This window comes from Paenibacillus sp. NPDC058367, from assembly GCF_042723305.1.
In the GTDB taxonomy this organism is placed as follows: domain Bacteria; phylum Bacillota; class Bacilli; order Paenibacillales; family Paenibacillaceae; genus Paenibacillus_AQ.
Genome location: NZ_JBHXIZ010000001.1, coordinates 1697367 through 1716579, shown reverse-complemented (window position 1 = coordinate 1716579; position 19213 = coordinate 1697367). Strand labels below are relative to the sequence as shown.

Here is a 19213-nt window from a genome sequence, read left to right as displayed (position 1 = left end):
CTTTATTTTCCAAGAAATTGTTGTTCAAAGAATTCCAACTGGTACTCAAGGCTAAGCGGATCGTTAAAATAGAATGCTTTTGCATCAGCCACGAAAACACGATTGTTTTTGACGGCAGGGATGCTCTTGTAGATTTCTGTATTCTGGAAGGAATTATCTTCATCCGCATTTTTACTGAAAATAACGTAATCGCCCAGATAATCCTTCAGCACTTCTGTCGAGACAGCAAAGAATCCATCCGTTTTGGTGCTTTCTTTTACTGTTTCTGGCATGCCAAGCTTGAAGTCCCCATAGAGGAGTTCAGTTCCGCGGCCAAAGTTATACCCGTATACATACAATTGCTTATTAAAGGTCTCAATAACAGAGACAGTTGCATTATCACCGATCTTCGCTCTGATTTCTTCACCCGCTTTTTTGGTACGGGCACTAAAATCATCGACCCAAGCTTGAGCTTCTTTTTCTTTGTTCACCAATTTGCCGACTTCCAGCTGTTGGGTTAAGTAATCCACTTTATTATAAGTATAAGTAACGGTTGGTGCGATTTGCTTGAATTTATCGATATTCTTAATATCGGAGAGCCCGATGATCAGATCCGGCTGCAGTTCAATGATTTTCTCCAGACTTTCATCGCTAACCGCTTCTACGTCTTTTAGTTGCTCTTCAAAGCGCGGGTTAGTTTTGGACATTTCATCTACGCCCACAACAGGTACACCCAGTGCCATGACATTACCTGTTAAAAAACGGGTGAGTACAACAACACGCTGAGGATGTGTTGGAACCTCAACAGGTCCATCTTCGGATTGATACGTAAAAGTCGCACTTTCTGACTCCGCAGCAGGAGTAGAAGATGGGCTGTTTGTAGGACTAGCATCATTTTTCGCCTGGTTTCCCCCACAAGCACTAAGTGCAATCCCCATAATAAGTACAAACGGAATAAATATCTTTCTCATTAAATAATTCTCCCCTTTTTTGTATGACAGTGTTACTTTGAACAATTCAAACAATGTAAATCAATCTTCAGCCTATGCCTTAGAGTGATTATGAGAATCATTCGCATTTGTAATTATTATAGGGATCACTCATGTGCCTAACCATGCCTTTTTGTTGGAAAAAAGACTTGGACTATTATTTGCCTCCGAATAAAGCTACCGCTCGTCCTAGTTGTAAGCGAATCGAAGCCGGGTTATAAGGCACCCAATCATCCAGATCAAGAATATGGACTTTCTTCTGCTGCACTGCGGGAAGCTGGCTCCAATAAGGGGATTGAAAGATCGCTTCAGTATGCGCAGTAGAGCCTTTGGCATCGGGAAATACAATGACTAAAATTCGGTCTCCTGCATAATCTGCAAGATCTGAAACCCCGATCGAAATCGAATGGAACTGATCTCCCAATCTTTTTATCTCGTTGTCAATCAAGGTCGGTGCTCTAAGTCCAAGGGATTGGTACATCACATAACCTACATTCCTTGCTCCGTAAACGAGTAGCTCCTCAGGCTTGATTACCAGAATGGTGATGATATCGTTAGCTACTGTGCTGTGCTGTACTATTTCTCGGGCTTCTAGCTCTTCTTGTTCAAAATCCTTCAGCCACTGCTCCGCCCGTTCACTCCGCTGAATGGCTCGGCCGATTAGGCGTAGCTGATCTTTCCAGCCGATTTCGTTCCAAGAGATCTCCATAATAGGTGCTACAGCTCGCAGCTGCCCGGCCTTCAATCCGTATTCCTCCAGATGTTCTTTGGCCGCAATAATCAGTTCAACGTTGGCATCAATTAATAGCGATCTGATCTGTTCAGCCGAGCTGTTTGTATTGATAAACTTCATCGACTGCGGTGGCTCCTGATCCGAAAGATTCAAATATTCACTACTTTCAGAGATGGTTACCGCAGGTTCTAAGCCAAGTAACAGCAAATGGCTTGCATAAGGGGTAAGCATTACGGCAACTCGCTGGAAAGAGCTTCGGCTGTAACCAGACGGAGATGCGCCTGTCTGCAGCTTAAAACGACGACTGAGATAAAATTCATCCTTGTAGCCTACCTTTAGCGCAATTTCCCTAAGTGTGCCTGAACCGTTAAGCAAAAGCTCCTTGGCACTATGAACCCGTAGCCGCGACAGATATTCGCTCTGGCTGAAGCCTGTCACCTGCTTAAACAACGTTGAATAATGCGAGCTGCTTACACCCGCAATGGCGGCTAAGTGCTCACGTGTTATTTTTTCGCTAAAGTGATTCTCCAGGTAAGAAATGCTCCGTTCCATCGATGGTTGCTCGTTAACTGTATATCTGGCTTCCTGCTGTTCGAGCAATTGTAAAATAATCTGATGAAAAAGCATTTGATTCTGTACATGGCGTGTTTCTCGATCTGGCAGTCGGTGAAGATACAATTCCTTGATACTGGATACAATAGTAGGCTCATAAGGAAACAACAGCATATTTGAACTCGAAGCCATTTCGCTTTTTCGTATCATCGCACCGCCAGGTATAGCCTGAGTCTGCTCTTGAATCCAGATGGTGAGCTTATAGGCGTGAAGCGGCTGCTGGAGATTTGTAATTAAAGAGGCATGAGTATTAGCGGGGAGAAGGATTACGCTTCCTTCCGTAAGCTCATAAGTCAGATTATTAACCTCAAGGCTCCCTTTACCAGCTGCAACGGCCAGTAATACGGTTAGATTCTCATGAATCTGAACTCTTGGTAGATTTGAGGTCCCATACATCGATTGAATGCTGCCAGCGCTATATAAAGGAAAATGAGATTCGGCCCATTCCGGGATAACGTTATTCAAAATAAGGCCTCCGTTACTTGAATATATTTTCAAACTATAATGCTATGGATCGAACTGTATTATTGACGTCTGTGGAACTAATTATAACATCTTACCTTTTTAGATAAGCCTGTTAATTATCTGCCCTATTATTCTTTTTAAAGGATACGTCTGTCCAAGAGAAAGCATATTGGATCGAATATATATACTACCAGGTATTCTTCATCCATTTTAAAGAGGTGATTAAGATGAAAAAGCAGACAGCCTCCACTAAGAAGCGAAGGCTTTTCGCCAGTCCTAAGCCCAAACGTAATCTGAATCCTAAAGCAACAGCCCAGACTATCAACTTCGCGGTAATTGGGGATAGTCATGTGGGATATGGGAATAGCGCAAGCATTTTTAGAAATCTTTTGTCAAAGGCTGTAGGGAGCGGGAATAAGAGGTTTGTTATTTTTGGAGGAGATAACACGCAAGCGGGAGCGAATCATGGAAATAATGCAAATGCCTATTACAAGGACTTCAAGGATACAGTAACTAGCACGCTCGGAAGTATCCCCTATAAAGCATCGATAGGAAATTGGGAGGCAAGTACCCAGTCCTTATTCACGCAATATTTAGGTGCAGTAGAAGGGCAAATGAATTTCCCTGGGACACAGGGTAAGGTGAAGTACGTGTGGCTTAATTGTGCTCTGGGTCTGTTCACTCCGGGTAGTATAAATATATTGAAAAATTTAGATGATCAGCATTTTTATATTATTGATTTTCATTGGCCTTTAAAAGTGAGCGGGATCACGGTCGATCCAAGCCATGTATTAAGCGCGGCGGAGACTGCTAAGTTTTTTGCAGCTATTCCTACGAAAGTGAGGGATAAGGTGCTAGCTATTTTCACACATCATGGACATTTGTTTTATCGAAAGCTTACTAATATATATCCAGGTTATACAAATACAAAATTCTTTGTGTGCGGATGTTCGGGTGATTATAAATGTAAGCCGAGTGGTGATCGCGGTTATTACAACGCCACATTAACCATCAATGGGACGGCATTAAATGTCGATGCTTTTAAGGTAGCGGTCACTTAGTGAAGAAGTGGATGCGGTTAAAATAAAACGCTAATTTTCGGGAGATAACCGAGATTAGCGTTTTTCTTTTATTAAGAATAGCTCATTAACCATGGAGTCACAGGTAAATAGTAAGTAAGCAGGATTATTTAACATATTTATATAATAGTTTATATATGTATTGAATAAATTTATTTAGGAGGGCTGCCCATGAAAGAACTGTTATTTCATTCTTTAGAACAGGCGGGTGTGTCGGCTTACGGTATAGAGCGCATACGTATAGCAGCTGCACAAATGGTTGAAGACAACATCACACCGGCACAAGTTATTGTTGCTGCGAGAAAGGGGATGCTACTGGTCCATCAAGCGAACGGGAAATTCGGTCCAGAGCCAGGCGCAGCGGAATTAACTGTAGATGCTATTTATCCACTGTGTTCCATAACAAAACTGTTTACGGCAACCGCTATAATGATGTTAATGGAACAAGGGAAGATTGGTCTAAACAGACCTGTTTCCGATTACATCCCCGAATTTACAGGTGAAGGCAAAACTAAGGTATGCGTACATCACTTATTGACACATACCTCTGGCCTGGAGGGTGAGGTGATTTGGCAGAACGGACAGTTGAAAAAGGAACAAGGAGAGTACCCTCCACACGAACCTAATCAAGATCCAGATCAGCATAAGTACTTATATGGCGGTTATGATGCACCGCTTAGTAACGAACCTGGTACGGTCATGTCTTATTGCGGGTATGGCTATGAGCTGTTGGGTGAAATCATCCGGCGCGTTAGCGGACAGGCTTATGATGTATTCGTAAAGGAAACCATTTTTAAACCGCTTGGTATGGAAAATACATATTATCGTGTACCCATGGATGTGCGGGACAAAGTAGTAAGACGTGCACCAGAAGCAGCGTGCGCGGAATGGGTGGACAGCGAGTATAATTTGAATTCCGTATCTGCGGGGGGCGGCGCTTACTCGACGGCTATGGATTTGGCTGTCTTTGGCCAGATGTTTCTTAACGGTGGGATATATAACGGAGTACGATTTCTTAGTCCGGTAACCGTAAAAGAAATGACCCGCAACCAAATTCCAGGCGTATCCTCACAATATAGAAACGAGGTTTTTCCAGAAGCGTATTGGGGGTACGGATGGGCGATTAACGGCTCGAAGCGTGATGGTGGAGATTTGTTTTCTCCAGAAGCCTATTCACACTGGGGCGCGGCAGGTCCTTTCCTCTGCGTTGATCCGATTTATCAGACAGTTACGGTGCATTTATCTGTAGAGCTAGATCACCAGAAGCCATTTAAAAATATGTATGTGGATTACTTCAATAATACTGTTCTGGCAGCCATCACTGATCTTTAATCCTCTTTTTAGTTTTTTTGTCGTGTTATCTATACTTAAAGCGTGCTTTCCCAGTTTCTTCTGAATTGTTTAGGGGTGGTGCCAGTATATTTCTTAAACACTTTGGTAAAATAGCTCTGGTCATTGAAATGTAGCCTCGTAGCGATATCAGATAAGCTAATGCCCGGTAATTCGATTAATCGTTTGGCTTCTACAATCCGCTCGAATTGAATAAAATCACTGATGGTGAATCCTGTTTCCTTCTTAAATAATAGGGAGAGATAGCTTCTGTTCAATCCAGCGACTTCAGCCAGCTTATCTAAGGAGAGTTCCTCATATAAGTGATTAAAAATATAGTTCTGACAGAGGGCCACGGTGCGCGAAAGTTTCGCCATCCGGCTCTCTTTGACATGGTCGGCGAAATCGCAAAGCGCATTAAGAATAGCATGATCTACAGCCGGAACATCCTTTAGTTCTTCGATATGCTGGATATGAAAGTCGCTGAGGGTATAAGAAATCTCCCAATACAGTCCTCCATCTATTGCTGCACGAGTAGCGAGCGTAATACAGGAGATCGCCAGATTTTTTTTGTTGCGTAAATGGCTCTTCTTGGAGAGTACTCCGTAATTGTCTTCGGAGAAGGTTGCTTGGACACGAAGTAGCTCAGCCTTATTTCCATTTTTGATATGGTGAAATAAGGATTTTTCCAGCATGGGTTCGTGGTGCAGCCATGTATTCTCACGTCGATAGGAAACATCCAAGTCCAAACTGCCTGCGGGAGGCTGTTTATGCTCAAGAGTTCGGGTGTCGAGTAGCAGTTCGCTAAGAGATAACGTCTTTCCGGTGACGAGCGAGTACATCAGCATAGCGGTATGGTAGAGTCTCATTTTATTTAGCACGGTCAAGCTGCGGTAGTATTTCATCCATTGCTCTTGAAGCTTTAATGGAACTTCATGGTCACGCATCAGACTTGTCATATTGTCCTCTGAAAGGTGAGTATAAAGTGTAGGACCGATCACAATGCTTCCCCCGTTACTGCTGCCTGAGGGCAGATGGAGAAGGATGTAATTCTCTAGGAAGTTAGTGGTGCGAATGATCGGTATAGAGGCATTTGAGCTATCGTGCTTAGAGTTGTTCTCGCTTTTAGTAGAGTCTGCAATTTCTGAAAGAAGCTCGTTGAGGTTATGAACCCACGGGGCGCTCTCTGAAGAGGAAGGCAGCGCTAGCTCGATTCTCCGATTGGCATCTAGCAGAAACACAGGAATTTGCAGCGATTCATACAACACTTTACAAATATATTGAGCTCCTTCATGACCGTCCAAATGATTCAACATTCTTTCAACCTCCTCGCCCAACCAGAATACCAAAAATACAATGATAATGCCATAAATCTAACATGAAGTAGATTAAAATGGGGATAGTATACATTCAGAGGAGGTATTTTTATGAAAACCAATATTCATGAACTCATATCACAAATGACCCTTGAGGAGAAAGCAGGACTCTGCTCAGGGCTTGATTTCTGGAATACAAAGGGCATTGAACGACTCGGAATCCCCTCTTTAATGGTAACGGACGGACCCCATGGTTTACGCAAGCAAAAAGAGAGCGCCGATCACCTCGGACTCCATAACAGTGTACCCGCGACTTGTTTTCCTTCGGCAGCAGGGATGGCTTCTTCCTGGGATAGGGAGTTAATCGGGCGTGTAGGTAAAGCACTCGGGAAAGAGTGTCAAGCAGAGAACGTTGCTGTTCTGCTCGGACCGGGAACAAATATTAAGCGCTCTCCACTGAACGGTCGTAACTTTGAATATTTTTCGGAAGACCCTTATCTTTCCTCGGAGATGGGTGGGAATCATATCAAAGGTGTGCAAAGTGAAGGGGTAGGCACCTCGCTTAAGCATTTTGCTGCTAATAATCAGGAACACCGGAGAATGTCTGTAGATGCTGTGATTGATGAGCGGACGCTACGAGAAATTTATTTGGCTAGCTTTGAAGGCGCAGTTAAGCAGAGTCAGCCATGGAGCGTGATGTGCTCTTACAATCGGGTAAATGGTGAATATGCCTCCGAGAGTGAATTTCTCCTGACAAAGATTCTTAGAGAGGAATGGGGCTACAAGGGATTCGTCGTTTCCGACTGGGGAGCGGTTAATGAACGGGTGAAGGCTCTACAAGCAGGACTGGAGCTGGAAATGCCGTCAACCGGAGGCATTGGTGATGCCAAGATTGTCGCAGCAGTACAAAGTGGCGAGCTGTCTGAAGAAACGTTAGATCTTGCAGTGGAACGTTTACTTACCTTTGTTTTTAAGGCGGTGGAGAACCGTAAAGATAATGCTTCATTTAATGCTGATGAGCATCACCGTCTGGCTCGTGAAGTGGCGCGGGAGAGCATGGTTCTACTTAGAAATGAGGAAGGCATTCTGCCGCTGACAAAGCAAGGAACGATTGCGGTCATTGGCGAGTTTGCTAGAAATCCGCGTTATCAGGGCGGGGGCAGCTCACATGTGAATCCGACGAAATTGGACGATGCTTTTGAAGAGATGAAGGTCCTTGCAGGTTCTGCCGAACTGCTATATGCGCAAGGATATGAACTGAATCATGACGGGATTAATGAAGCTTTGCTACAAGAGGCACGGGATACAGCGGCAAAAGGTGATGTAGCCGTATTGTTCCTTGGACTTCCGGATAACTATGAATCAGAGGGTTATGATCGCAGTCATTTGTCGCTTCCAGAGAGCCATAAAGCGCTGATCGAAGCAGTGTCTGAGGTGCAAAGCAATATCGTTGTCGTACTCAGCAATGGTTCACCCATAGAAATGCCTTGGATTCATAAAACGAAGGGTATTCTTGAAGGTTATCTAGGCGGTCAGGCTTTTGGCGGTGCAGTGGCAGATTTACTGTTTGGAGAGGTTAGTCCAAGTGGCAAACTGGCAGAGACCTTCCCGATGAAGCTGAGCGATAATCCATCCTTTCTTAATTTCCCAGGTGAAGGGGATACAGTAGAGTATAAAGAAGGTTTGTTTGTTGGCTATCGTTATTATGATAAAAAAGAGCTTGAACCGCTGTTTCCTTTCGGCTTCGGACTAAGCTACACAGCGTTTCAATACAGCAATTTGAGAATCTCCAAGAGCAGCATAAAAGATACCGAGAACGTACAAGTTACGGCCACCGTCAAAAACACGGGTACTCGCGCAGGAAAAGAAATCGTTCAGCTCTATGTTAGCGATGTGAAGAGCAGCGTGATCCGTCCACTTAAGGAGCTTAAGGGCTTCCAGAAGATAGAGCTTCAGCCTAGGGAAGAGCAAGAGGTTTCTTTTGAACTGGATAAACGCTCCTTTGCTTATTACAACGTTAACATTGGTGATTGGCATGTGGAAAGTGGAGTCTTTGAGATTGCTATCGGTTCATCTTCGCGGGATATTCGTCTGACTGCTTCTATTGAAGTGGAATCGACAGTTCCGCTTGCGTTACGTTTTCATCGCAACAGTACCGTTGGTGATTTGCTAGACAACCCACGTACGGCAGATAAAGTGAAGGAGTTCAGTAGTATTTTTGGAATGGAAGGTGCGATGGACGATAATCCGGAAATGTTCATGGCGATGATGAAATATATGCCGCTACGGGCGCTGGTTGGGTTCGGTCAAGGGAAATATACAGAAGAAGATTTAGCCAAGGATCTGCAAGAATTCAATGCTTTGGCTGTAGAGTAGGAGATAGAAAAGGCCAAGTCTGATCTTTAATAAAAATCTAATATAAGTAAGCCAGTAGTTCATATTAGTCAAATATAATATGCACCACTGGCTTTTTTTTATATTTCGTGTTCGGCTACCGTGCTCCGTAAACTTGATGATTGTGGCATGATTTCATAGGTGTGCTTCAACGCTTTCTTGAAGGAAATCCGTATTCTTTAGCGCGCCACGCTACTAGTAGCGCAAGAATCAATAGAATAAACAGTACCCACGGGAAGGAGCGGACACCAACTGTTTCAATAAGAATCCCACCCATCACGCCGCCGCCGCCGATAGCTAGGTTCCATACCGTCACTAACATCGACTGGGCCACATCTGCACTTTCGCCAGCTGCTTCAGCAACTGCTGTTTGTAGCAAAGTAGCCGCTCCTCCGAACGTCAACCCCCATACAGCAACCACTAGATAGATCACTATGGGTTGGCTGCTGCTAATGCCCAGTGCAATGGATGACAAGGCGAAAGCAACGAGGCTGTTAAGAACCAATGGACGTAGTTTACGGTCGATCAAAATACCGATGACCCAGATGCCAATAAGCGCAGTAATGCCGAAAATAAGCAGTACCAAGTCAACGCGCTGGGTAAGCCCAGCCTGAGTAAGATAGGGTGCAATGTAGGTATACAGGATGTTATGTGCTAGCACCCATGTCAGAACGACAAACAGTACCGGCCGTACCCCTGGAATAACAAAAACCTTGTAGAGAGGGAGCCGCTTATCAGGAGCCTCCCCTGAATAGTCCGGTAGCTTCCAAAGCACCCAGGCGACCAGCATCAGAGCCAACAGCGACATGATCCCGAAGATGGAGCGCCAGCCCACAAGGGTGCCAAGAAGTGTTCCGGCAGGGACACCGAGTGCCAGAGCGAGAGGTGTGCCAACCATCGCTACTGCCATTGCTCGTCCCTTGAGTGACTCCGGCACCATGCGCCGGGCATAACCTGCTATCATGCCCCATAAGACTCCAGCGGATACGCCTGCGAAGAACCGTGCTGCCAGCGTAAGTATATAATTGGAAGAAAAAGTGGTGACGGTGTTGAATACGAGAAAACCAAGGATGCATATTAGTAGCAGTGGTCGCCGCCGCCATCCACGCGTCACGGTGGTTAAGGGAATCGCGGCCAACAGTGAACCCAGGGCGTACAAAGTGACAAGTTGACCTGCAAGTGCCTCGGAGACACCAAGCCCATCACCTATTTGGAGCAACAAGCCGGCCGGAATCGTTTCGGTAAGAATACAGATAAACCCCGTCATAGCAAGGGCGAGTAATCCTGCCCATGGTAGATGTTCAGAAGAGGGAGTACTGGAGGCACTTTGTATGGCAGAAGTTGTGTTTTGGGTCATTGGAGAAGCACCTCTCTTTATATAATTGTAGAAAATTCAATGATATACACTCGAATAGGGTTTACTAGACAGAGAGCCTAGGCCAGTTCATTCCGGACCAAGGCTCCTTGTACTACGTTCTTTATTTGTTACGTCTATCATAAATGGCATCACAAAGGTCAACAGTAAACTGACCCGACATGCCTTCTAGTGCAGTATTAGTGAACGCCACGACGCTGAGCTGTTGCTCGGGATCGACGAACCACGAATGACCATAGGTGCCACCCATACGCCATGTACCCGGGGATTCCGAAGTGTCTGCGGCGACAGGATCCTTTAGAATCGTAATGCCAAGACCAAAGCCTCGTCCTGGCCAAAAGGCCATTGGCAGATCACCGATCTGGTTGATCGTCATATCGTGAACCAGAGACTCTGGTAGCAGCGGTGCTCCGCCCTTACGTAATGTTTCCAGCAGCTGCAAAAAATCCCCAGCACTGCCGACCATGCCAGCTCCTCCAGAATGATAGGCAGTATCGTCAAGTGCTCGACCAGGGGCAAGCAGGAATCCAGCCGTTCCCTCCATAAAGGCAATACTGTCGGGATCATGTAAAGGCCGTGGCTCTGGAGTATCATTGGCATAGGAAGTAGCCAGTCGTTCTCGATTGACTGCAATAAAACCCGTGTCGCTCATGCCAAGCGGTTTTGTCACGAGTGAATGTACGGCCTCATTGAGCGGTGTTTCTGTGACCTTTGCAATTACTGCTCCTAGCACATCTGTCGCGATGGAGTATTTCCACTCGGTACCTGGCGTATAGAGGAGGGGGACAGAGGCAAGACGACGCAGGTTCTCTTCCAATGTGATGCCGGACTGATCCATACCATCTGATACCCCTGCTGACTGATAGGAACCATTCTCTTCTTGGAAAAATCGGTAAGAAAGGCCTGCGGTGTGCGTCATCAAATGACGAATCGTCAATGTCGCGAACTCGCCATTTTGCAAACGTGGCCGAAACTCTGGGAGCCAACGATCAACGCGGTCATCCAGCTGTAGTCGACCTTGCGCAACTAATACTAGGGCTGCCGTTGAAACGATAGGTTTGCTAACTGAGGCGAGCCGGAATAAGGCGTCTTCTTGCATAAGTCTGCTCATCTCGCGGTCGGCAAGACCGGCAGCGCGGCTATAAACCAGTTCCCCATCTATCGCCACTTTAATGACAGCACCGACCAGGCGCTTGTCAGCAAGGGTTCGATCAATTACTTCATCGATGCGACCTGATAAACAATCTGTATTTATTTTGTTTGAGTCCAATATACTCAACAGTCTTCATCCCTTCGGAATAGTTAAAGCCATGAACACTTTACTATTGTAGGGTTATTATATATAACAAGTTATCTTGATTACATAAGGTAACTAAGTTAAATTAGCCTTATAACGATTAATTACAAGCTAGTTTGTAGGGGTAACCTTAAATTTAAAGGAAGTGATTTTGATGGACCATATTGATAAGCAAATTCTTTTTCATCTTCAAAATCAAGCAAGAATTTCTATGACAGAGCTGGGAAAATGTGTCGGTTTATCGCAACCTGCAGTTACGGAAAGAGTTAGGCGTATGGAGGAGAAAGGCATCATCAGCGAGTATCGCACCATTATTTCCCCTGAAAAAATTGGAAAACATGCTGCTGCCTACATGTTATTTCATTCTAGGGATTGTAATGCATTCCTTGATTTCTGCCGCTCAAGTCCTGATGTCGTCGAATGTTACCGTATAAGTGGGGAACACAACTACTTATTGAAAGTAGTAACCGACTCTACACGAGCCCTCGAGGATTTCGGAAATCAATGTGACAAATACGGTACCTATACGATTCTAATCGTGATGTCATCGCCAATCGATCATAAATTTCTTATACCTTCGCTTGAAGAAGCAAGCATCAACTTGCTGAGTTAGAATTGAACATTACTTCTGCCAGCCCTTCAACGCAAAAAGACTCTTCTATATAAATAGAGGAGTCTTTTTGATTGGAATATTTTTCAGGATAAATGGTTCCACAAATCGTTGTCGGTCCCCTTTACATTCAAATTAATTAGCTAAGACATTGCCAGCATCGCCTAGTTTCCAACGGCAGGTCATTATCAGTTTCTCACCCTCCAGTTCGGCTGTCAGCGTGCCACCCATTTTATTCATCAGACTTTTGGCAATGGAGAGACCAAGCCCGGAGGCTTGAGAAGATCGGGTACGGTCTGCGGTATAGAATCGGTCAAATAAGAGGTTAACATCGCTTCCGGCTAGTTCCTTCGCATCGTTTACTATCGTTAAGTCAGCTGTTACCTGCCGTCGTTCGAAACGGATTTCCACATACCCGGTCGCGTGTTTGACCGTATTGACAAGTAAATTCTCGACAACCCTCCGCACAGCGGACTCATCGGCGTATACGGATACATTTTCCTCAGGTAGCCGTATATCCGGTGTAATATTGCGTTCGTTGAAAGAATCGTAAAATCCGACCAGAATTTCCGAGAGTAGGGCCGTCATCCCAAGCTTTTCGGTATGTAGAGGATAATCTAGCGATTCGATCAAGGAAAGCTCAAAAAAATCATTCAGCAGTGCCTGCAGCCGTTTCGTCCGATTTTTAACGATGGCAACATATTCAAGTTTTTCATCAGGGGTAATTGACTCATCCTCCAACAGTTGAATATAACCGAAGATGGAGGTGAGGGGGGTACGGATATCATGTGAAATATTCGCTACAGCCTGACGGAATTCTTGTTCGACACGTTTTCGTTGGGCTTCCGCTTCGACGATTAAATTAGATTGACGATTGATTTGTCCCGCAAGTGCCTCAAGCTTCTGGTCGAATAGAGCCACATCGATTTTTTTACCGGTTGATCGCTCATTGTAGGTATGCAATTGCCCTGTTATCCGCCCTAGCTCTCGCCTTAACATCAACAAACGGAAAAGCAGGAGAGCTCCTGCCGCAAACAATATGATTGTCAGAATAAGCAACACTCTCCTGCACCTCCTATTTATTATTTGATTTCTTTTCTGTGGAATACGAGAATACCGAGTACCCCGGAAACGGCTATTGTCAACAACGGTACAAGTAAAAGCGCTGGCCAATCTCCACTGTCGATACTGGGCTTACCGATATCGCTCACCAGTTTGAAGATGGAATAATCGTACAAATTACTAAAGAAAGAGATCTTCGAACCTATACCAGCCAAAACCGTATCGATCATAAGGAAGAAAATCATTGAGAAGCCGATAGTTTTGCCGCTGTCGGTTAGGATTACGGTGAACAGCGCCCCGATGGCTGCGTAACCAGCTGTGTACAACAACGTTAGCCCGAGGGCTCGCGGTATAAAAAGTGTAGTGCTTCCTTCCGGCAGATGACCGAAGCCCGAAAGCAGCGTGACTTCGACTGTGCTGACAATAGGAAAGACGAGAGAAATCGCCATGGCCCCAACTGCGAATACGATTAGTTTTGCCGCGAACAGCCGGCCTCTGGTGTTGCCCGAAGATGCGATCGTCTTCATGACTCCTGTGGAATATTCGTTAGAGATAAAGAATCCAGCCAGAATGGCTACGCCGAATTTAATAATGTAGGCATTGCTTGAAATAAAGGTAGTCAGAAATTCAGCGCCGGTGATCTGAGGTTCCCCATTGGACCGATGATCAAAATAATATAGCAATGGGTAAGCAAGCGAGAGGACGGAAAGTGCCAATAGAAAAGTCCAAAATGATCTATTCTTACGGAGCTTGAAAAACTCAACTCTGATCAGATTATACATTTGGATTTCCCCCAATCCGCTTCGTAAAATAACTTTCCAAGTCTTCACCCATAGGCATAAACTTCTCGATCTCGAGGCCTGCAGAGAATAACGCTGTTGATACTTTACCTGGCTGCTCAATACGGCTATACAACTTGATGGTTCCATCCTGCATCACTTCGAAATCGGCCGTACCCAGCTCGTTCTGAATGACGGCTGTTGCCTTGCCCGGATCATCCACTTTGATAAACAAATACTGCTGACATTTCTCGTTTAATTCCTCCGCAGTGAGTTGTTCAAGCAACTGACCGCGATGAATAATGCCATAATGACTTGCCATTAAATGCAGCTCACTTAGAATATGACTTGAGATCATTATCGTAATGCCAAGCTCACGGTTTAGTCGCTTGAGCAGTTCGCGCATTTCGACGACACCCATCGGATCTAACCCATTGGTCGGCTCGTCCAGAATCAGAAATTCTGGATCTCCCAGCAAGGCGATGGCAAGACCTAACCGCTGCTTCATTCCAAGTGAGAAATTCTTGGCTTTCTTCTTGCCGGCGCCCTGCAGTCCAACTTGCTCTAGCATTCTAGGAACGCAATCTTTGCCGGGAATACCACGTAGAATCCGGTTTGCTTCTAAATTTTCGCTCGCAGTCATATGGGGGAACAAAGCGGGACTCTCGATAATCGAGCCGATTCGCTTACGAGCCTGGATCAAGGCCTGCTCTTCACTGGCTCCGAACAGCTCGATCGTCCCCTTAGTCGGAAAAGCAAGTCCGGTCACAATCCGGATTAATGTTGATTTTCCAGCTCCGTTTTGCCCAATAAAACCATAAATAGAGCCTTTACGGATTGACAAATTGACTTTGTCCAGCGCTGTATGGCCCTTGAACTTTTTGGATAGTTGATTTGTTTTTAATACATACTCGTACATCTCGTCTTGGCCTCCTTTTCGTGATAGACCAAGTATAGAATTGAAAACATAAGAAGAGCTAAAGCCAAATCTTAAGAATGTCTTAAGGCTTGAGCCGATAACCTATGCCCCATACTGTCTCGATAAATTCGCTTCCTGGTGCGGCCTTGGTTAGCTTGCTGCGCAAATTGCTCATATGGACATTGACCGTATTGTCATCCCCGTAATATGGCTCGTGCCAGACCCTTTCGTACAAATTCGCTTTCGTGAACACCTTCTTAGGGGCCGACAAAAGCAACGAGAGAATCTCAAACTCTAGAGCTGTGAGCGTCAGTTCCGCTCCATTTGCCGTAACCGACATCGCCTCTCGATGAAGTACAAGGCCCTGATGCTGGAGCACGTTAGGCATAGCCGATTGCGCAATCCGCGAATACAAACGTAGATGAGAATCGATCCGTGCAGAGACTTCCTCAACGTCGAAGGGTTTCGTAATGAAATCATCCGCCCCCGCCCGCAGGGCAGATACCTTGGTCTGGGGCTCACCCTTGGCTGAAATGATAATTACGGACATATCGTCCCGCCCGGCAATCTTCTCAAGTAGTTCCTCTCCCGACATGCCAGGCAGCATCAGATCCAGTAGCAGCATGCTCCATTGACGTTGCTCCAGATAGAGAAGTGCCTCCGTTCCCGAGTAAGCAGGTTGGGGGATGTAGCCACTTTTCTTAATAATGTTGCACAGCAATCGGTTGATGTCGCTGTCGTCCTCAGCAACGAGAATATGTATCGGGTTATTCATTTAATCTCCTTATTCCACCTAAAATAGGTCATTATTCGGATGAATGCCTATTAAATAGGATAGCAGGTTTTAGATTCTGTATCCAGATCCAGCCAATTTCTGCATTTTGGTTATTCAAATCTATATCACCGATTCTGGTGAGTTCATTTTTATATAACAAAGAGACTCTTCTATATAAATAGAGGAGTCTCTTTGCGGTGTTAAGGTATTTAAATAAATAGATTATGACTAGATTGATCAGCTTGACCGAGGTAATATCCTACACCGCCGATTCCAACACCGTCGATCAGTTCTTCACGGGTAATGCCCATAAGATCCATGGACATTTGGCAGGCAACGATCTCGACGCCTTGGTCGACAGCCATTTGAATCAATTCTTCCAAAGAAGAGACATTATTGTTCTTCATTACAGAGCGGATCATTTTGGAGCCCATGCCCATCATGTTCATATTCGAAAGTGTTAGCTTCCGACTGCCGCGCGGCATCATCGCTCCGAACATTTTACCGATAATATTCTTGTTCACAGGCACTTTCTCATCCTTGCGGATAATATTGAGACCCCAAAAGGTAAAGAACATCGTCACTTTTTTGCCGCTGGAGGCAGCTCCGTTGGCAATGATGAAGGAAGCGATCGCTTTATCCAGATCACCGCTGAAAACCACCATCGTACTTGCATTACTAGTTTGGACGGGTTGTGCTCCTGCTGGTACGGAATCCGCGGTAATGCCTTTGCGCAGATAAGCTTCAATCATGCCAGTAGGCAGCTTCGTTAATTGCAAAAGCGTGTGCTTCGACATGCGAGCCCATGCCTTAATATCTTCATAGAATCCCGGATCGGAAGCCGTTACCTTTAAGACTTGCCCGTCCAAGAGCGGGTCCATGCTCATCTTGACTTGGATCAGCGGCCCAGGGCAGCATAGTCCGCAAGCATCAAGCACGGAATCAGGTGTTAGATCCGATTCTTGTTTGGAAGGGGTGGATACAGATGGGCTAGAGTTGGCTGCGAAAGCTGTAGTGTTGGTATTGGCTGCAGCTGAAGCAGTGTAAGTTCCCGCCGGAGCTCCCGTTGCTGCGATTTCTTTACGGGCTGCTGCTGAAATACCTGCGTTTGGCGTCAGACTATCTTTTTTTTTAGGTGAATATTTACTCAGTTGATATGTCTTATAGCCTCCGGTCAGATTCTTCACACGAAAACCTTTTTGCTGCAAAATCCGGGAAGCTGTGTAGCCTCTGAGTCCAACTTGGCAATACACCCAAATTTCTTTACTAGGGTCAAGCTCACTTAGACGACCACGCAAATCATCCACAGGGATGTTAATGGAGCCTTCAATATGACCGTTGGCATGCTCGATTTCCGAACGTACGTCAACTAAAATGGTATTGTTGTTGTCACGACCTTCTAAATCCTTAGGAACGAATACTGTAGTCATGCCTTTCAAAATATTTTCAGCAGCAAAGCCAGCCATATTCACTGGATCTTTAGCAGAAGAGTAAGGAGGGGCATAAGTAAGCTCCAATTCCGTTAAATCAGTGACCGTACCTCTAAAGCGAATCACTGTAGCGATATCGTCGATACGTTTATCTACTCCACTGTAACCCACAGCTTGTGCGCCGAGTACTGTACCTTTTGGATCAAAAATCAGCTTCATAGATATTGGAGTTGCCCCCGGATAATAAGTTGCATGAGAGCTTGGATGTACGTAAATCACGTGATATGGTAAGCCCAAACGTTGTAATGTTTTTTCGTTATTGCCGGTAGAAGCACCCGTGACTCCAAAAACCTTAATAATAGAAGTCCCTTGTGATCCTTTGTAAGTAGTGCCTAGACCGCTGACGTTGTCCGCAGCAATCCGTCCTTGCTTATTGGCAGGACCAGCTAGTGGAATAGCAGTTTTAGTTCCGTTCACGAAATCAACCACCTCGACCGCGTCACCTACTGCATAGACCTGATCCAAATTTGTTTCCATGCGCTCGTTGACCAAGATATGGCCGCGTGGACCGAACTCTAAACCACTATCCTTCAGGAAAGAGGTATCCGGCGAAACGCCGATGGCCAACAGAACCATATCACTTTGCAGCACAGTGCCACTTGCCAACTGAACCTCTATTTGTTCACCCACTTCTGCAAACCCCTGGACCATATCCGAAAAAATAAGATTAACGCCATGCTCGTCGAGCTCTTTTGCCAAAATAGAAGACATTTCAGTATCGAACGGAGCTAAGATTTGTGGACCCGCCTCGATCAAGCTTACTTCCAGACCTGCTTCTCTGAGGTTCTCCGCCATCTCAACACCGATAAACCCACCACCGATCACAACGGCGGAACGAGTGTCTTCGGCTGCGACTTTGGTTTTGATTTTGTCGGTGTCGGGAATGTTGCGCAGCATGTGAATTTTGGAACTCTCGATACCAGGTAGATTCGGACGAATCGGTTTAGCGCCGGGTGATAAAATAAGCGCATCATAGCTCTCTTCATAGGAGCCTTTTTCTATACTTTCTACTCTTACTTTCTTGTTCACAGGGTCGATAGACACCACTTCACTTTGAATCCGAACATCGATGTTAAAACGTTTATGCATCGCCTCTGGTGTCTGAACCAGCAGCTTGGAGCGATCCTGAATGGAACCTCCGATATAATAAGGCAGTCCGCAATTGGCAAAAGAAATGTACGGATCACGTTCAAACATGATGATATGAGCCTCTTCATCTAATCTCCGAAGCCTGGCGGCCGCTGATGCGCCTCCTGCAACTCCTCCGACAATCAGTACTTTTTTACTCATGATGATTTATTCCTCCCCTAAAAATAGCTGAATTAGATGTTTGATTTTCTCGTCTTTAACAGAATAGTTAATTTCCAGTCCTTTACGTTCGGTTTCGACAATGCCTAGAGCTCTAAGCTTCTGCAAATGCTGGGATACCGTAGATTGTGGAAGGTCGAGACAGTCCTGCATGAAGCTAACGTTGCAGCTGCCTTTTTCAAGCAGACCTTTAATGATGCACAAGCGAACGGGATGAGCGATAGCCTTTAGGGTTTCGGCGGTTTGATTATAGGCTTTGAAATTTTTGTCCATGGTTATGAACTCCTCGCTTTACAATATCCTTATATCGTAATATTATGATATAGTGATATTAAAATCAAGTTATTTTTAAAAAAAGAGAAGGAGAGATGCTCGATGTCTTTTAAAATTTCAAAGGAAATTACCCCTCAGCAAGTGGCGGAACGTCTGAAGAATGGAGAGGCTCCTACGCTGCTGGATGTACGCGAACCCGCCGAATGGGTGGAGGGACATGTGATCGGTGCGAAGCATATTCCGCTTGGGCAGCTGTTAATGCGTATAGATGAACTAGATCCTAATGGAGAGATGATTGTAATGTGCTTAAGTGGTGGTCGAAGCGGATTGGCTTGTGAGCTGCTGAGCGAAAAGGGTTATAACGTTGTGAACATGACGGGTGGATTAAGCGCTTGGACGGATGATTTTTTGGTACGGGGGTAATAGATG

The 19213-nt window shown here is 45.3% G+C and carries 16 protein-coding genes; 5 read left to right on the top strand and 11 right to left on the bottom strand.

The window, feature by feature from the left end:
* Positions 1 to 2 precede the first annotated feature (2 nt).
* Entirely contained in the window at positions 3 to 950 is a 948-nt protein-coding gene (locus ACFWMP_RS07440; RefSeq protein WP_379422808.1) for an iron-hydroxamate ABC transporter substrate-binding protein, read from the bottom strand.
* Between the two features lie 175 nt (positions 951 to 1125).
* Positions 1126 to 2778: a helix-turn-helix domain-containing protein gene (locus ACFWMP_RS07435; RefSeq protein WP_379422806.1), complete on the bottom strand. Its 1653-nt coding sequence runs from the start codon at positions 2776 to 2778 to the stop codon at positions 1126 to 1128.
* Positions 2779 to 3005: 227 nt separating this feature from the next.
* Between ACFWMP_RS07435 and ACFWMP_RS07430 the strand changes: the two genes are divergently transcribed.
* Both ACFWMP_RS07430 and ACFWMP_RS07425 read left to right on the top strand, forming a co-directional pair.
* Entirely contained in the window at positions 3006 to 3839 is an 834-nt protein-coding gene (locus tag ACFWMP_RS07430; RefSeq protein WP_379422804.1) for a metallophosphoesterase family protein, read from the top strand.
* Between the two features lie 189 nt (positions 3840 to 4028).
* Complete coding sequence (locus tag ACFWMP_RS07425) at positions 4029 to 5189, top strand: serine hydrolase domain-containing protein (RefSeq protein WP_379422802.1); 1161 nt, start codon at positions 4029 to 4031, stop codon at positions 5187 to 5189.
* A gap of 35 nt (positions 5190 to 5224) precedes the next feature.
* On the opposite strand, the gene ACFWMP_RS07420 is transcribed toward ACFWMP_RS07425, so the two are convergent.
* On the bottom strand, positions 5225 to 6502 hold the full coding sequence (locus tag ACFWMP_RS07420; RefSeq protein ID WP_052404193.1) for an AraC family transcriptional regulator: 1278 nt from the start codon (positions 6500 to 6502) through the stop codon (positions 5225 to 5227).
* Positions 6503 to 6613: 111 nt separating this feature from the next.
* Here ACFWMP_RS07420 and ACFWMP_RS07415 point away from each other — a divergent pair, with 111 nt between their 5' ends.
* Entirely contained in the window at positions 6614 to 8878 is a 2265-nt protein-coding gene (locus ACFWMP_RS07415) for a beta-glucosidase family protein (RefSeq protein ID WP_379422799.1), read from the top strand.
* A 166-nt stretch (positions 8879 to 9044) separates the two neighbouring features.
* On the opposite strand, the gene ACFWMP_RS07410 is transcribed toward ACFWMP_RS07415, so the two are convergent.
* Both ACFWMP_RS07410 and ACFWMP_RS07405 read right to left on the bottom strand, forming a co-directional pair.
* The gene (locus tag ACFWMP_RS07410) at positions 9045 to 10253 is read right to left on the bottom strand and encodes an MFS transporter (protein ID WP_379422797.1); all 1209 of its coding nucleotides are present in this window, start codon (positions 10251 to 10253) and stop codon (positions 9045 to 9047) included.
* A gap of 121 nt (positions 10254 to 10374) precedes the next feature.
* Positions 10375 to 11550: a serine hydrolase domain-containing protein gene (locus ACFWMP_RS07405; RefSeq protein ID WP_379422795.1), complete on the bottom strand. Its 1176-nt coding sequence runs from the start codon at positions 11548 to 11550 to the stop codon at positions 10375 to 10377.
* A 172-nt stretch (positions 11551 to 11722) separates the two neighbouring features.
* Between ACFWMP_RS07405 and ACFWMP_RS07400 the strand changes: the two genes are divergently transcribed.
* Complete coding sequence (locus ACFWMP_RS07400; RefSeq protein ID WP_076298160.1) at positions 11723 to 12181, top strand: Lrp/AsnC family transcriptional regulator; 459 nt, start codon at positions 11723 to 11725, stop codon at positions 12179 to 12181.
* Between the two features lie 132 nt (positions 12182 to 12313).
* Here ACFWMP_RS07400 and ACFWMP_RS07395 read toward each other — a convergent pair whose 3' ends face one another.
* From ACFWMP_RS07395 to ACFWMP_RS07370, 6 genes are all read right to left on the bottom strand, one after another.
* Positions 12314 to 13240, bottom strand: coding sequence for a sensor histidine kinase (locus ACFWMP_RS07395; RefSeq protein ID WP_379422793.1), 927 nt, complete (start codon positions 13238 to 13240; stop codon positions 12314 to 12316).
* A gap of 20 nt (positions 13241 to 13260) precedes the next feature.
* Positions 13261 to 14022, bottom strand: a complete 762-nt coding sequence (locus ACFWMP_RS07390) for an ABC transporter permease (RefSeq protein ID WP_341125900.1) — start codon at positions 14020 to 14022, stop codon at positions 13261 to 13263.
* Positions 14015 to 14938: an ABC transporter ATP-binding protein gene (locus ACFWMP_RS07385; protein ID WP_076220426.1), complete on the bottom strand. Its 924-nt coding sequence runs from the start codon at positions 14936 to 14938 to the stop codon at positions 14015 to 14017. The genes ACFWMP_RS07390 and ACFWMP_RS07385 overlap by 8 nt, the downstream gene beginning before the upstream one ends.
* An 82-nt stretch (positions 14939 to 15020) precedes the next feature.
* Positions 15021 to 15713, bottom strand: a complete 693-nt coding sequence (locus ACFWMP_RS07380) for a response regulator transcription factor (RefSeq protein WP_379422790.1) — start codon at positions 15711 to 15713, stop codon at positions 15021 to 15023.
* A gap of 209 nt (positions 15714 to 15922) precedes the next feature.
* Positions 15923 to 18493 carry an FAD-dependent oxidoreductase gene (locus ACFWMP_RS07375; protein ID WP_379422788.1) on the bottom strand — a complete coding sequence of 857 codons (2571 nt, stop codon included), beginning with the start codon at positions 18491 to 18493 and terminating at the stop codon, positions 15923 to 15925.
* A 6-nt stretch (positions 18494 to 18499) separates the two neighbouring features.
* A complete protein-coding gene (locus ACFWMP_RS07370; RefSeq protein WP_379422786.1) occupies positions 18500 to 18784 on the bottom strand; it encodes an ArsR/SmtB family transcription factor in 285 nt (94 codons plus the stop codon).
* A 102-nt stretch (positions 18785 to 18886) separates the two neighbouring features.
* On the opposite strand from ACFWMP_RS07370, the gene ACFWMP_RS07365 reads away from it, so the two are divergent.
* Complete coding sequence (locus ACFWMP_RS07365; protein WP_076298156.1) at positions 18887 to 19207, top strand: rhodanese-like domain-containing protein; 321 nt, start codon at positions 18887 to 18889, stop codon at positions 19205 to 19207.
* The last annotated feature ends 6 nt before the right edge of the window (positions 19208 to 19213 follow it).